Genomic DNA, 13,450 nt, shown 5'->3' on the forward strand with positions numbered 1-13,450 from the left:
CAAGATGTTCAGGGTCAAAGACCCGCAATCGCCGGAGAATCCATGCAAACGACCTTTACCCCTGAGCAACTGAAAAGCCCTGCGATCCAACGCAGCAATGAAATTTTGCGCGCTTGTGTGCATTGCGGATTCTGCACGGCCACCTGTCCGACCTATCAAGTGCTTGGCGATGAATTAGACAGTCCCCGTGGGCGGATTTACCTGATCAAGGACATGTTGGAAAACGACCGTGATCCCGATGCCAAGACGGTCAAGCATATCGACCGCTGCCTGTCGTGCCTGGCGTGCATGACCACCTGCCCATCGGGTGTGCACTATATGCATCTGGTGGATCACGCGCGCGATTACATCGAACAGCGCTACAAGCGGCCGTTCAGTGACCGCGCCTTGCGTTGGGTTCTGGCACGTATTCTGCCCTATCCGATGCGATTCCGGGTCGCGTTGCTGGGGGCCAAGATCGGGCGTCCCTTTGCCCGGTTCATGCCGGATGCGCGGTTGCGCGCAATGATCGAGATGGCCCCGAAGACGATTCCGCCGGTCAGCCGCAACGACGATCCGCAAAGCTTTGCGCCGCAGGGGGCGCGCAAGAAGCGGGTGGCGCTGATGACGGGCTGTGCGCAGAAAGCGCTGAACACCGATATCAACGACGCGACCATCCGTTTGTTGACCCGGATGGGCTGCGAGGTTGTCGTGGCCGAAGGCGCGGGCTGTTGCGGCGCGCTGACCCATCACATGGGGAAAACAACCGAAAGCCACGCAACGGCGGCCAAGAACATCAAGGCATGGTGCGCCGAGATGGACGGGCAGGGGCTGGATGCGATCGTGATCAACACCTCGGGCTGCGGTACGACGGTAAAGGATTACGGCCATATGTTTCGCAACGATCCCTTGGCAGCGGACGCGGCGCGGGTATCGGCGATTGCGCGTGACGTGTCAGAGGTCTTGATAGACCTCGGCGACCCTGAGGAAGGAAGCATGGCACGGCAGCCCGCCAAGGATGATATAGCCGGAACGGATGCGCTTGAGCCGCGCAAACCCGAGCATCACGGGATGGTCGTCGCTTATCATGCGGCCTGTTCTTTGCAGCATGGCCAGCAAATCAAGACCTTTCCCAAGGACTTGCTGAAAAACGCGGGATTTACGGTGGTGGAACCGGCTGATTCACATCTGTGTTGCGGCTCTGCGGGGACGTATAATCTGATGCAGCCTGAAATTTCAAAGCAGTTGAAAGACCGCAAGATCAAGACCTTGCAGGCCAAGAACCCCGATGTGATCGCAGCGGGAAACATCGGGTGCATGATGCAGATCGGATCGGCGGCAGGCATTCCGGTGGTGCATACGGTCGAGCTGCTTGATTGGGCTTCTGGCGGGCCAAAACCCCCCAGCCTGAGTGCGGAAATCGGGGCAAAGCCGCCGATTCCCATGTTGCGCTAGCGGGATTGCCCTATTTTTGACTTATCCTTTGATTAAGCCTACCAAACACTAAATCGCATTTCAGGTAAGGGAAGTTATCCGTGCGGCGTTGGGTAATCCTTTCCATCATGGCGTTGACCGTTGGAACGCCTGCCTTTGCGCAGGATGCGCAGTTGCGAAGACTTGATTCCGGGGTAGAAGCCGGTGCGTGGGAAGCGGTGGGCAGGCTTGATATCGCGGGAACGGGCTTTTGCACCGGCGCGCTGATCGCGCCGCGGCTGGTGCTGACGGCGGCGCATTGCCTGTATGACCGCACCACCAAGCAACGCATAGACCACGGCAAGGTCGAATTCCTTGCCGGTTGGCGCAACGGGCGGGCCGGGGCCTACCGAATGGTGCGGCGTGCTGTCGTGCATCCCGATTATGTCTATGACGGACAGGTGTCCTCGGACAGGGTGCGCAACGATCTGGCCTTGCTTGAATTGGATCGCGCCATTCAAAACACCACGATCACACCGTTCGAGACGGCCCGCCGCCCGCGCCGTGGCGACAAACTGGGCGTCGTCAGCTATGCCAAGGACCGGTCCGAGGCCCCATCGCTGCAAGAAGTCTGTAGCGTGTTGGCCCGTCAGGAAGGCGTTCTCGTTACCACTTGTTCGGTCGATTTCGGCTCAAGCGGAGCGCCGATCTTTACCTTCGAAAGCGGCGTGCCGCAGATTGTGTCGGTCGTGTCGGCCAAGGCTGTGGTTGACGGCAAGGCGGTGTCGCTTGGCACAGCCCTCGGCGCACCGCTTGCCCTTTTGCAGGCCGCACTGGTCGCGGGCAAAGGCGTTTACCAAGAACCGGGACCCGCCAGCAGACGCATCAATGCACTGGATCGCAACCGCAACACCGGGGCGAAATTCGTCAAGCCGTAGGGCTGATCACCTCCAGTACGATTGCCGCCAAAAAACTCTTGAAAGCGCATTTGACCATCCCCACATCATTGAAACCGGAACGCCTATAAAGGGTTTCGGGACTGAAGACAGGGCCTGTCCAGCACGGAAGGCCCGCAACTTGAAATCGCTCGAATGAGGATGAACACCATGCGTAACTTTGATTTTGCACCGCTGTACCGCTCGACTGTTGGCTTTGACCAGATCGCCAATCTGATGGACCGGGTTTTGACAAATGATGCCCCCCAGCCCACATATCCGCCCTATAACATCGAAAAGATGGGGGATGATGCTTACCGGATTTCCATCGCGGTAGCTGGCTTTTCCGAGGCTGATCTAAGCGTTGAAGTCCGCGAAAAGTCGCTGATTGTTGCGGCGCGCAAGGCGGATGAAGACAGCCAAAAGACCTATCTCCACCGTGGTATTGCCACCCGTGCCTTTGAACGTCGCTTCCATTTGGCGGACCACGTTCAGGTGACCGGTGCGTTCCATGCGGACGGGATGTTGCACATTGATCTTGAACGGCAGGTCCCCGAGGCCCTGAAACCGCGCCAGATCCAGATCGCGAACACCGCAGGTACCACGAAAAAAGATGTGGTTGACGCCAAAGCCGTAAACTAAGTGTCCCCACATATTTGACCCGAAGGCCCGGAGCATACGCTTCGGGCCTTTTTTGTTTTCGCTCGACTAGGTCATAAATGTTGACTTAAAAAGCGGCCCGCGCCAAGGTGCCGGAACTCCAACAACAAGGAATGCCGGATGTCCTTACAAGAAATCTTTGCCACCCGCGCCAGCCGCATGAAAGCGTCTGAAATCCGCGAACTGCTGAAGTTGCTGGATCAGCCTGACATCATCTCGTTCGCGGGGGGCATTCCGGACCCGGCCCTGTTTCCAAAGGCCGCGTTTCAGGATGCCTTTGCCGAGGTTCTGGCCGGTCCAATGGCGGCGCAGGGGTTGCAGTATTCCACCAGCGAAGGGCATGCGCCGCTGCGCAAATGGATCGCAGGACAGATGCAGGCCATCGGCATTCCGGCAACGCCTGAGAATATCCTGATCACGTCCGGATCCCAGCAGGCGCTGGATTATCTGGGCAAGCTGTTTCTGTCACCCGGAGATACCGCGCTGGTCGGCTGGCCCACCTATCTGGGCGCATTGGGCGCGTTCAACGCCTACGAGCCGCGCTATGACAAACTGGACCCGCTGAGCAACCGATCGGGTGCCGATTACATGGCAGAGGCCGAGGCTGCGGGCGGCAAAGCCAAATTCGCCTATCTGTCGGTTGATTTTGCTAACCCCACCGGTGCCACGGTCAGCCGTGCCGCCCGCGAGCGCGTCATCGATCTGGCAGACGAGATGGAGATCGCCGTGATCGAAGATGCCGCCTATCAGTCGTTGCGCTTTGACGGCGAGGCGATTCCGCCGATCCTCGCGCTTGAGGCTGCGCGCAAGGGGGGCGACCTTGAGGCGTGCCGCACGATCTATTGCGGCAGCTTTTCCAAGACGTTGTCGCCCGGTTTGCGCGTGGGCTGGGTCTGTGCCGCGATGCCGGTGATCAGCCAGCTTGTGTTGATGAAGCAGGCGGCGGATCTGCATAGTGCCACGCTGAACCAGATTGCGATCACACAGGTGGCCGAACAGCATTTTGACAGCCATGTCGCCACGATCCGCACCGCTTATAGTGCGCGGCGCGACGTGATGCTGAACGCGCTGGAAGAACATATGCCGGATGGCGTCAGTTGGACCAAGCCCGAGGGCGGGATGTTCATCTGGGTGACATTGCCAGAAACGCTGGATGGGGCCGATTTGCTGGCGGAATCGCTGAAAACGGAACGGGTTGCCTTTGTGCCCGGCCACGCGTTCTTTGCCGACGGGTCAGGGCGCAACACACTACGGCTAAGCTATGCAACTTCGGACGAGGCCAAGATCGCCGAGGGCATCAAGCGGCTGGGCAATCTGATCGCCAAAGCGCTGGACGCCTGAACGAAAACGGGCGGCAGTCGAAACTGCCGCCCGTATCCCGCATATCAGACCGACATGCAGATGTATTTCATCTCGAGGTAATCCTCGATCCCGTGGTGGCTGCCTTCGCGGCCCAGACCGGACTGTTTGACGCCGCCGAACGGTGCCACCTCGGTCGAGATGATGCCGGTGTTCACGCCAACGATACCGTATTCCAGCGCCTCGGCGACCTTGTAAACGCGGCTCAGGTCCTTGGCATAGAAGTAGGACGCCAGACCGAAGATCGTGTCGTTGGCCATTTCGATCACATCATCTTCGGTGTCGAATTTGAACAGCGGTGCCAGCGGACCAAAGGTTTCTTCTGTCGCGACCATCATATCCTGGGTCACACCGGTCATGATCGTGGGGGGAAGGAAGTTGCCGTCCATGCCGCCATCTGCGCCCATGACCACAGTTGCACCCTTCGATTTCGCATCCTCGATATGCTCTTTGACCTTCTCGCCGGCGGCGGGGTTGATCAGCGGGCCCAGATCGACACCCTCGCCAAAGCCGTCACCGACCTTCATCTTCTGCACGGCTGTCTTCAGCTTTTCGGCGAAGGCGTCATAGACACCGGCCTGCACATAGATGCGGTTGGCACAGACGCAGGTCTGACCGTTGTTGCGGAATTTGCACAGGATCGCGCCTTCGACGGCAGCATCCAGATCGGCGTCGTCGAACACGATGAATGGCGCGTTGCCGCCCAGTTCCATCGAACACTTCATGACTTGATCGGCGGCTTGCTTCAGCAGGATGCGACCCACTTCGGTCGATCCTGTAAAGGTCAGCTTGCGCACGGCGGGGTTCTCGCAGAACTCCTTGCCCACGGCAGAGGAGGACGAGGATGGCACCACGTTGAACACGCCCGCAGGAATGCCCGCACGTTCAGCCAGCACACCCATGACGATGGCCGACAGCGGTGTTTCAGCAGCAGGGCGCGCAACGAATGCACAGCCTGCGGCCAATGCCGGGGCGGCCTTGCGGGTGATCATCGCGTTGGGAAAATTCCACGGCGTGATGGAGGCCGCAACGCCGATGGGCTGCTTGATCACGGTGATGCGCTTGTCGCGCTGGTGGCCGGGAATGGTTTCGCCGTACACGCGCTTGGCCTGTTCGCCCATGAATTCGATGAACGACGCGCCATAGGCAATCTCGCCCTTGGCTTCGGCCAGTGGTTTGCCTTGCTCGGCGGTCAGGATGGCCCCCAGATCGTCCTGGTTCGCCATCATCAGATCGAACCATTTGCGCATCACGACCGCACGTTCCTTGCCAGTCCACTTGGCCCATTCCTTTTGCGCTTGTTCGGCCTGCGCAATCGCGCCCGCCACCTGCGCACGGCTTAGATTGGCGACTTTCGCAATCACGTCGCCGCGTGACGGGTTGGTCACGTCAAAGGTGCCGTCGTCGCCGTCCACCCATTTTCCGCCGATATAGGCGCGGGTTTCCAGCAGGCTGGGGTCTTTCAGCATGGATTTCAGGTCTGTCTTTGCGTCAGTCATTTTGATCTCTCCGCTTTTGTTTGTGGAACCCAAAGCAACATTCGCTATGATTGTCTAGTTCCAGTTTGTTATGGAGCCCCAAGGGAGACCCAAATGCAATTAGATGACGCCTACGCCAACGCCGCCTATATCGAAGGCTCAGAAGACTATCCGCCCCGCTGGCAAAAGGCCGCCGCCGCGTTCCGCAAGAAGCTGGGGTTTCGCGCGCAAAAGGGCATTTCCTATGGCCCGACCGACCGCGAGGTCTATGATTTCTTCGAACCCGAAGGCGTTTCGCGGGGCACAGTTGTCTTTGTGCATGGCGGCTATTGGAAGGCGTTCGCACCTTCTGACTGGTCCCATCTGGCGGCAGGTGCCTTGTCGCGGGGCTATGCTGTGGCGATGATCGGCTATGATCTGTGCCCCAATGTCCGCATCAGCCAGATCACGGGGCAGGTTGCCCGCGCTATGATCGACATCGCCAAACGTACCCAGGGCAGCCTTTCACTGGCTGGTCATTCCGCCGGGGGGCAGTTGGTCGCCCGCATGACCGACCCGCTGGTTCTGCCCGGTGACGTGCGCGACCGGATCGTGAACATCGTATCAATCTCGCCGGTGGCCGATCTGACGCCGCTTTTGCAGACCTCGATGAACGAGATCTTGCAGCTTGACGAAGCAGAGGCCGCGGCCGAAAGCCCGGTCAACATGACGCCGCCGCATGGGGTGAACGTGACGATCTGGGTCGGTGCCGATGAACGCCCCGCCTTTATCGAACAGGCCGAACAGTTTTCCCGCGTCTGGGGCGCAAAGCTGACCGTCGTCGAGGGCCGTCACCACTTTGACATCATTGACCTGCTTGAGGACCCGGAAAGCGACATGGTCAAAGCGCTGCTTGGCATCAAGTGACCCCTTGATCGGTGTGCGAAAATAGGCGAAAGGATGCATGAGCTTGGACGATGGCGTCGTCCTCACTTTAGGCTCTTGCGTCCTGAACGCCGGGACCTTTCTGTAAGGGAGGGTCTGATATGACCACCACATCCAAAGTTATACGTCCGGACATGTACCGCTTTCACAATGGTGAGAAATCTCCGTTGCCGTTCGAGGCTGCGGAATACGAGGCGCGTCTGGAAGAATTGCGCGAACGGATGGACAGCGCCGGTGTGACCGCCGCCGTGTTCACGTCGATGCATAACATCGCGTATTATTCGGGGTTCCTGTATTGTGCTTTTGGTCGGCCCTACGGTCTGGTCGTGACGGAAACCGACTGCGTGACCATCTCGGCAGGGATCGACGCGGGCCAGCCTTGGCGGCGCAGTTTTGCCGATAACATCACCTACACCGACTGGCAGCGCGACAATTACTGGCGGGCGGTGGCGTCGGTCACGGGCAAGGGCGGCGTGATCGGCTACGAGGGCGATCACCTGACCCTGATGCAGCGCGACAAGCTTGAGGATTTCCTGGAGCCTGTGGTCATGGTCGATCTGTTCGAAACCACGATGCGCCAGCGGATGCACAAGTCAGAGGCGGAAATCGCCCTGATCCGTCAGGCGGCGCAGGTGGCCGATATGGGCGGCTATGCGATCCGCGATGCAGTCAAGGTTGGCGCGCGCGAAATCGACATCGCCATGGCAGGCCGTGACGCGATGGAGCTTGAGATCGCCAAACGGTTCCCCGATGCGGAATACCGCGACACGTGGGTCTGGTTCCAGTCGGGGCTGAACACCGACGGTGCCCATAACCCGGTGACCGCACGGCAACTGGAGCGCGGTGATATCCTGTCGCTGAACACGTTTCCAATGATCTCGGCCTATTACACCGCGTTGGAACGCACGATGTTCGCGGGCGAGGTTGATGCCGCCAGCCTGAAGATTTGGGAGGCCAACGTCGCCGCCCACGAATACGGGATGAGCCTGCTGAAACCGGGTTCAAGCTGCGCCGACATCACCCACAAGATCAACGCGTTCTTTCAAGAGCGCGATCTGCTGCAATACCGGACCTTTGGCTATGGTCATTCGTTTGGCGTGTTGTCGCATTACTATGGCCGCGAGGCAGGGTTGGAATTGCGCGAGGATATCGACACGGTGCTTGAGCCCGGCATGGTCATCTCGATGGAGCCGATGCTGACCGTTGGCGCGGATCAGCCCGGTGCGGGTGGATATCGCGAGCATGATATTCTGGTAATCACGGAAGACGGGAACGACAATATCACGGGCTACCCATACGGTCCGGAGTTCAACGTCGTCGGATAATCCTGCGTTTACCTGTGTCTGTCCGGACCAATCGCGACGGTCCGGGCGGGCACATTCAGGACCGGAAATATCACCCTATCACGATATAGTGCCTGTAGTTTCCCCTTGGTCAACCTGGTGCATCATCGCATATTGCCCGTTTTCATTTTATGGAGGATACATATACTCGGACGGATATCCGTCTCATTTGTTGCTGCTGTATTAGCGATTATCGATGTTATTCATGAAAGTTGAGATCATTCCATGAAAGCTGCCTTGATCGAACAAGAGGAAATGCGCCTCGCGTTGTTGCGCGGTTATAACATTCTAGACACGGCCCCGGAACCGGGTTTTGACGAAATTACGCAGCTTGCCGCCGAAATCTGCGATGTACCGATTTCCATGATATCCTTGGTCGATGACGATCGTCAGTGGTTCAAGGCCAAGGTCGGTCTGGACATACCGGGCAGTGCGATTGAAAACAGCATTTGTGCCCATGCCATCGCTGGCGATGAATATCTTGAGATCACCGACACCACTGACGATGCCCGCACGGACAGGAACGACTTTGTCACGGGGGACGATTCGATCCGCTTTTACGCAGGGGCGCTGCTGGAAGATGATAAGAAGCTGCCCCTTGGCACCCTGTGCGTGCTGGACAAGAGACCCCGCGAACTGAACGATTTCCAGCGCCGCGCGCTTCAAACGCTGGCCAATCAGGCCATGCGCCAGATCGAGCTGCGCAAGGCATTGGCCGATGCGGAAATATTGCGAAAAGAGGTCGATCACCGCGTCAAGAATTCTTTGCAATCCCTCGAGGCGTTGATCCGCCTGCAAGTGCGCAGTGAAAAATCGCCTGAAGCGCGGTCCGCGCTGGATGCGGTGCAGGGCCGGCTGGCCACGATCAGCCGCCTCCACGAAGCGTTGTATCTGACGGATACGGGGGCTTCGGTGGATATTTCAGCCTTTATCACGAAGGTCGTGCAGTCAGCCCAGGAACAGATGCCGCAGGGCGTGACGGTAAATTCGACGATGGAGAATTGTGATTTGCCGTCCCGCTCGGCCTCTTCGGTCGGGATGATCGTGAACGAGGCGATGGCGAACGCGTCAAAATACGCCTACCAAGACAGCAGACGCGGGACATTCACCGTGACTGGAAAGCATGAAAACGGCTTTTACCACCTAAGCTGCATCGACGATGGCCCCGGTTTGCCGGAAGGCAACGGCAGCGATACCGGCCTTGGCATGCGGATCCTGATGGCCGCGGCGCAACAGCTTGGCGGCGAAATGACGATGCCGGAACGCGAAATCGGGACCGAAATCAAGGTCGTCTGGCCTATCGATCATTGATGCCTGCACCCTATCGCGTCTGAACGGCTTGGTCTTGCGGTAGGCGATGATCGCCTGATTCCATTGCGGTAGGGGCGTCTTAAGGGGATTGGACAGATGCTTGCGCTCGTTGAATTGATCGTTGTCGGCTTTGTTGTCCTGACCATCATCTACGTTGGTCTGTCGCTGTATTCGCGCAGGGTGCGGCGCGGAAAGCTGCGGCGAAAATGGCAAAATGGCCCCCGGCTTGTGGACATGGACAGTTTCGTGCGACGAGGGCTTAGAAAATATGACACCTCGATCCGTCGCAAACTGATCTTGGGGGTTTATATCATACCGGTGTGTTTGGTCATCCTGATCATCTACCTGACCAATTTCAGCTGAAGGAAGCCGGCGCTATGGGCATTATCAAATGGATTTTCTGGGGCACGATCTGGGCCTTGGTCGCAGCATTCTTCCACTACACGCTGCCGCAGGTGGATATCGTGCGGATTACCGATACCTATGAAAAGCGGATCGATTTTGGCGAGAATTCGATTTTCTGGTCAAATGCGGATGTGGGGAACAACAACACCTTGGGCAATCGCGATGTATTTTTCATCCAGACGCGCCGCGCCAAGGGTGATGTAATGGTCTATCGCAACGAGGATACGGGGTGGGGTTGGCCGCCCTATTTCAAGTTCGATACGACAAACTTGCAGGCCGAAGCGTCGGACCTGCGGTCAGCGTCGGAAAGCCCGCAATATGTCGCGCTGAAGCATTACGGGTGGCGTAATGAATTCCTGTCGATTTTCCCCAACGCAATTTCCGTGCGCCCGGTGGCCGGTCCGGATGCGTCCAAGGGTATCCCCTTCCTGAACATCATTATCCTGACGCTATTTGCTGCGCTGACTTATGCCATTTGGGTCCGCTGGCGTCGGTTCAGGGCAAAGCGCATCGATCCGACGCTTGAGCGGATTGAAGATGATTTTGCCGAGAAGCAGGGGAAGTTTTCCCGCTGGCGGGCCAGCAGGAACAAGTAATGCCATCCGAAGGGTCTAAGGGGTAGAGGGGGCGCTGCCCCCGCCCTGACGGGCCCCCCGGGATATTTAAGAGCCAGAGAAGAGGGGATCAGTCCGCGCGTGCGACCATGCGGCCCATCGGCCGGCCCCCCAGGATGTGGACATGCAGGTGCGGGACCTCCTGGACGCCATGTGCGCCTGCGTTCGAGATCATGCGGAACCCTTCGCCCAGTGTGAGCGTGACGCCTTCGGCTTTGCAGACCTCGGATATGGCGCGGATATAGCCGACGATTTCGGCGTCGGAGGCCGCTTCTGCGAAGTGGTCGAAGCTGACGTAAGGGCCCTTTGGGATCACCAGCACGTGCGTCGGAGCCTGGGGCTGGATGTCGCGGAAGGCCAGTGCGTGATCGGATTCGTAAACTGTGTCGTTGGGAATTTCGCCGCGCAGGATTTTGGCAAAGATGTTCTGATCGTCGTACTGGTAAGCCATGGGGTGTCCTTAGTCAGAAAACAGATAATGGGTGTCTGCAATCTCATGCGCCTTTTCGCGCGGAATTTGCAGGAATGCAGCAAGTGTGGCCGCATTTTCTTCGGTTGTCGCAATTTCACGCATGCGTCCGTAATGTTCAAACTGTGAATCGCGGATGCGGTCGGATTCAAACACCATGTCGTTGCGGATTGTCGGCAAGAGCCGTTGCAGCGTGTCGTCGGCGGTCCGTTCCCCCGCAAGGCCCACGCGCATGGCGTGCCCCACCAGATAGTCATCCGAGAACTGGCATTCGATCTCGAGGATGCGGGTGACGGAGCGGTCTGAGGCGAAGTCGTGTAGCAGTTCGATATTGCCCGGGTCCATGCAGACGATCAGACGGTCGGTATCGTAATAGTCGAACAGCATCCGCATTAGCGCGCGCCGGTGGCGGGTGCGTTTGCCCAGGGTTTTCTGGATGCCGCCCAGATCGGGGAGCGGAGTGCTTTCTTCGTTGAAGAGGTATTCGATAGACGGCAGGTTCGTGGTCTGGCGAATCCGTTCAAGCACGCGCTTGGCGACGTGCCATTTCTTGCAGATCACAATCAGCAATTCGCGCTCGCGGCCCAGCGTGCTTTCGGTTTCCCAAAACCGCGTCGCAAAGCGGCGTCCGATGCGCCCGCGCCCGCTGAGGAAGTTGAAAAGGCTGCGGCCTTCGTTGCTGATCTGGAACCCGACGCCCTTGGCGGAATAAAGCAGGCCAAGCCGGCGTTTGAGGTCCGTCGCTTCGCTGCTGATCTTGCGGGCGAACAGGTAGTCCTGGGCCAGCAGAAGGTCGTAGTGGTCGTTGTAGAACGTCAGCGGCATGCCGTAGTCGGTGAACATCAGGAACGTCAGTGTGCGCGCGCGGATTTCGCTTCCGGGCACCAGGTGGCGCACGATGGTCTGGAAAAAGGTTTCGTCCGGAATCCATGTCGTCTTGAAAAACCGCATCACGTCTTTGCGTTTCTTGGTGAATTCCAGCACGATTTCGATCGTCTGACGACGCAGGCACCACCATTGGCTGCCAATCTGGATTTGCAGATCTTCGGGGATTTCGCGGGTCAGGCCAAGGCGTTTTTGCAGTTCGAACATCCAGTAAAAACGGCGTTTCTGGGTGCGCTCGTTGAACCAGTGGCGGTAGATCAGGCGTTCTTCCTTCCAGCCTGTCTTGATCCAGTCGCTTTCGAAGTAATCAAAGCTTTCGATGAAATCGACGTCATTTTCATCAAGGTAGTCATGGGCATATTCCGCCGATTTGATCGCCATGCAATCGCCTGACAGCATGTAGAAATGCGTCGCACGCGGAAATGCGTCCACCGCGCTTTCGACTGCGTTCAATGTGGCTTGCACCAGTGACCATTCGCCCCATCCGCACCTGATCCGCTTGCGCGCGAAGGTCACGCTGGGATTGTCGGCAAGCGCCTTGGTGATTTGCTGAAAATGCGTTTCGCTGGCAGAGGCGTCAAAGTGGATCGCCATATAATCGCCACATGATGTCAGCCGTTCCGCCTGCCGGATAATGGCATCGGGGTCTTTGTGGCATAACAGAATATAGGCGATTTTTGCCATGGTCAGAAGACGCGCCCTTTGCACCGGATGAGTTTGATAGATAAAGACGATCAGCGATTGAATAAACCGCGAATATTTGCTTTTTTCACAACGAGGCCATTCTGTTGCCATATATCGTGGCATAAATGACAAAAAATTAGGAGGCCGGGCAGAAAATGGGTTTTCCAGGCACTTGGATGACGGAAAGTGAAAGCGTGGTGTACCGTGTGGTGCCCAAATGCGCGTGCTCGACCATCGGTCAGATCATGTTCTATTCCGACCATGGCTCGTTCTTTGACGGCGACATCCACGATGCCCAGACCGGTATGCACAAATGGGCGTTGGATGAATCGCAGGCCCCCATCACGGCGAATGTGCAAAGCCACAGCTCCTATGCATTTACCTGTGTCCGCAATCCCTACACCCGCGTGCTCAGTTCGTTTTTCGACAAGATTTGTGGCATTCAGCGCAACGGCAAACGATATCGCGGCAATCTGGTGCCTCTGCTGGTCCAGAAATACGGGATCGAAGTCGGCGGGGTCGATGGCAAGCAAGAGTTCGACCAGATCGCCAGCTTCCGGCGGTTTTTGCTGTTTGCGCGGGACACCATCCGGTGGCGCAGACCGATGGACCCGGATATTCACTGGTCCTCACAGGCCGGTCACGTCAGCACGTTCATCGTGAATGGCGGCACCTATGACAAGATCGTATGGACCGAACGTTTCAACCAGGGCATGCAAGACGTGCTGGATGCGATCGACACCCCGCATCAGGTTCAATTGGCCGATATTCCACGCTTTAATGAATCCGAAGGGCATGGCCCCAAGCGCGCGCATCCGGTCGAGGATTATTTCGACGATCTGTCGATGCATCTGGTGCGCGAAATCTACAAGCGTGACTTTGATCTGTTCAAATATGATTTCGATAATCCGGCCAACAAGATGCCCGTCGCCGAGATTGATCTGGACGAGGTGCATGCAAAGCTGGGCGATTGATCGTCCCTGATGCTGAC

At 57.8% G+C, this 13,450-nt stretch carries 13 protein-coding genes; 10 read left to right on the plus strand and 3 right to left on the minus strand.

Translation table 11 applies throughout. The features are described 5' to 3' along the window. The first annotated feature begins 42 nt into the window (after positions 1 to 42). The 4 genes from glcF to RGAI101_RS13540 all read left to right on the plus strand — a co-directional run bounded on the left by glcF (position 43) and on the right by RGAI101_RS13540 (position 4,328). Positions 43 to 1,434, plus strand: a complete 1,392-nt coding sequence (gene glcF / locus RGAI101_RS13525) for a glycolate oxidase subunit GlcF (protein WP_008228793.1) — start codon at positions 43 to 45, stop codon at positions 1,432 to 1,434. Positions 1,435 to 1,541: 107 nt separating this feature from the next. Further along, positions 1,542 to 2,330, plus strand: coding sequence for a trypsin-like serine peptidase (locus tag RGAI101_RS13530; protein WP_008228414.1), 789 nt, complete (start codon positions 1,542 to 1,544; stop codon positions 2,328 to 2,330). Between the two features lie 168 nt (positions 2,331 to 2,498). Further along, a complete protein-coding gene (locus RGAI101_RS13535; protein WP_037229596.1) occupies positions 2,499 to 2,969 on the plus strand; it encodes an Hsp20 family protein in 471 nt (156 codons plus the stop codon). 138 nt (positions 2,970 to 3,107) lie between these two features. Next, a complete protein-coding gene (locus RGAI101_RS13540; RefSeq protein ID WP_008225711.1) occupies positions 3,108 to 4,328 on the plus strand; it encodes an aminotransferase-like domain-containing protein in 1,221 nt (406 codons plus the stop codon). A 44-nt stretch (positions 4,329 to 4,372) separates the two neighbouring features. Here RGAI101_RS13540 and RGAI101_RS13545 read toward each other — a convergent pair whose 3' ends face one another. Further along, the gene (locus tag RGAI101_RS13545) at positions 4,373 to 5,845 is read right to left on the minus strand and encodes an NAD-dependent succinate-semialdehyde dehydrogenase (protein WP_008225372.1); all 1,473 of its coding nucleotides are present in this window, start codon (positions 5,843 to 5,845) and stop codon (positions 4,373 to 4,375) included. Between the two features lie 93 nt (positions 5,846 to 5,938). Between RGAI101_RS13545 and RGAI101_RS13550 the strand changes: the two genes are divergently transcribed. The 5 genes from RGAI101_RS13550 (at position 5,939) to RGAI101_RS13570 (ending at position 10,403) form a co-directional block, all read left to right on the plus strand. Beyond that, positions 5,939 to 6,730: an alpha/beta hydrolase gene (locus RGAI101_RS13550; protein ID WP_008225468.1), complete on the plus strand. Its 792-nt coding sequence runs from the start codon at positions 5,939 to 5,941 to the stop codon at positions 6,728 to 6,730. A gap of 119 nt (positions 6,731 to 6,849) precedes the next feature. Next, entirely contained in the window at positions 6,850 to 8,073 is a 1,224-nt protein-coding gene (locus RGAI101_RS13555) for an aminopeptidase P family protein (protein ID WP_037228291.1), read from the plus strand. Positions 8,074 to 8,316: 243 nt separating this feature from the next. Then, positions 8,317 to 9,402, plus strand: coding sequence for a histidine kinase dimerization/phosphoacceptor domain -containing protein (locus RGAI101_RS13560; RefSeq protein ID WP_008225635.1), 1,086 nt, complete (start codon positions 8,317 to 8,319; stop codon positions 9,400 to 9,402). Between the two features lie 96 nt (positions 9,403 to 9,498). Then, complete coding sequence (locus RGAI101_RS13565) at positions 9,499 to 9,765, plus strand: hypothetical protein (protein WP_008227012.1); 267 nt, start codon at positions 9,499 to 9,501, stop codon at positions 9,763 to 9,765. 14 nt (positions 9,766 to 9,779) lie between these two features. Then, positions 9,780 to 10,403, plus strand: coding sequence for a DUF1523 family protein (locus RGAI101_RS13570; protein WP_008225704.1), 624 nt, complete (start codon positions 9,780 to 9,782; stop codon positions 10,401 to 10,403). An 88-nt stretch (positions 10,404 to 10,491) separates the two neighbouring features. On the opposite strand, the gene RGAI101_RS13575 is transcribed toward RGAI101_RS13570, so the two are convergent. Then, positions 10,492 to 10,872: a histidine triad nucleotide-binding protein gene (locus tag RGAI101_RS13575; RefSeq protein ID WP_008225172.1), complete on the minus strand. Its 381-nt coding sequence runs from the start codon at positions 10,870 to 10,872 to the stop codon at positions 10,492 to 10,494. 9 nt (positions 10,873 to 10,881) lie between these two features. Then, complete coding sequence (locus RGAI101_RS13580) at positions 10,882 to 12,459, minus strand: DUF5928 domain-containing protein (protein ID WP_037229597.1); 1,578 nt, start codon at positions 12,457 to 12,459, stop codon at positions 10,882 to 10,884. Positions 12,460 to 12,614: 155 nt separating this feature from the next. On the opposite strand from RGAI101_RS13580, the gene RGAI101_RS13585 reads away from it, so the two are divergent. Then, positions 12,615 to 13,433, plus strand: a complete 819-nt coding sequence (locus RGAI101_RS13585; protein ID WP_037228293.1) for a sulfotransferase family protein — start codon at positions 12,615 to 12,617, stop codon at positions 13,431 to 13,433. Positions 13,434 to 13,450 lie beyond the last annotated feature (17 nt).

It is taken from the genome of Roseobacter sp. GAI101 (genome assembly GCF_000156335.1).
GTDB lineage: Bacteria > Pseudomonadota > Alphaproteobacteria > Rhodobacterales > Rhodobacteraceae > Sulfitobacter.

Excerpts from the sequence above, each read along its gene's own strand:
- RGAI101_RS13545 (WP_008225372.1), bottom strand. The coding sequence starts at position 5,845 with ATGACTGACGCAAAGACAGACCTGAAATCCATGCTGAAAGACCCCAGC.
- RGAI101_RS13535 (WP_037229596.1), top strand. The coding sequence starts at position 2,499 with ATGCGTAACTTTGATTTTGCACCGCTGTACCGCTCGACTGTTGGCTTT.
- RGAI101_RS13565 (WP_008227012.1), top strand. The coding sequence starts at position 9,499 with ATGCTTGCGCTCGTTGAATTGATCGTTGTCGGCTTTGTTGTCCTGACC.
- RGAI101_RS13555 (WP_037228291.1), top strand. The coding sequence starts at position 6,850 with ATGACCACCACATCCAAAGTTATACGTCCGGACATGTACCGCTTTCAC.
- RGAI101_RS13560 (WP_008225635.1), top strand. The coding sequence starts at position 8,317 with ATGAAAGCTGCCTTGATCGAACAAGAGGAAATGCGCCTCGCGTTGTTG.
- RGAI101_RS13580 (WP_037229597.1), bottom strand. The coding sequence starts at position 12,459 with ATGGCAAAAATCGCCTATATTCTGTTATGCCACAAAGACCCCGATGCC.
- RGAI101_RS13585 (WP_037228293.1), top strand. The coding sequence starts at position 12,615 with ATGGGTTTTCCAGGCACTTGGATGACGGAAAGTGAAAGCGTGGTGTAC.
- RGAI101_RS13570 (WP_008225704.1), top strand. The coding sequence starts at position 9,780 with ATGGGCATTATCAAATGGATTTTCTGGGGCACGATCTGGGCCTTGGTC.
- RGAI101_RS13540 (WP_008225711.1), top strand. The coding sequence starts at position 3,108 with ATGTCCTTACAAGAAATCTTTGCCACCCGCGCCAGCCGCATGAAAGCG.
- glcF (WP_008228793.1), top strand. The coding sequence starts at position 43 with ATGCAAACGACCTTTACCCCTGAGCAACTGAAAAGCCCTGCGATCCAA.
- RGAI101_RS13550 (WP_008225468.1), top strand. The coding sequence starts at position 5,939 with ATGCAATTAGATGACGCCTACGCCAACGCCGCCTATATCGAAGGCTCA.
- RGAI101_RS13530 (WP_008228414.1), top strand. The coding sequence starts at position 1,542 with ATGGCGTTGACCGTTGGAACGCCTGCCTTTGCGCAGGATGCGCAGTTG.
- RGAI101_RS13575 (WP_008225172.1), bottom strand. The coding sequence starts at position 10,872 with ATGGCTTACCAGTACGACGATCAGAACATCTTTGCCAAAATCCTGCGC.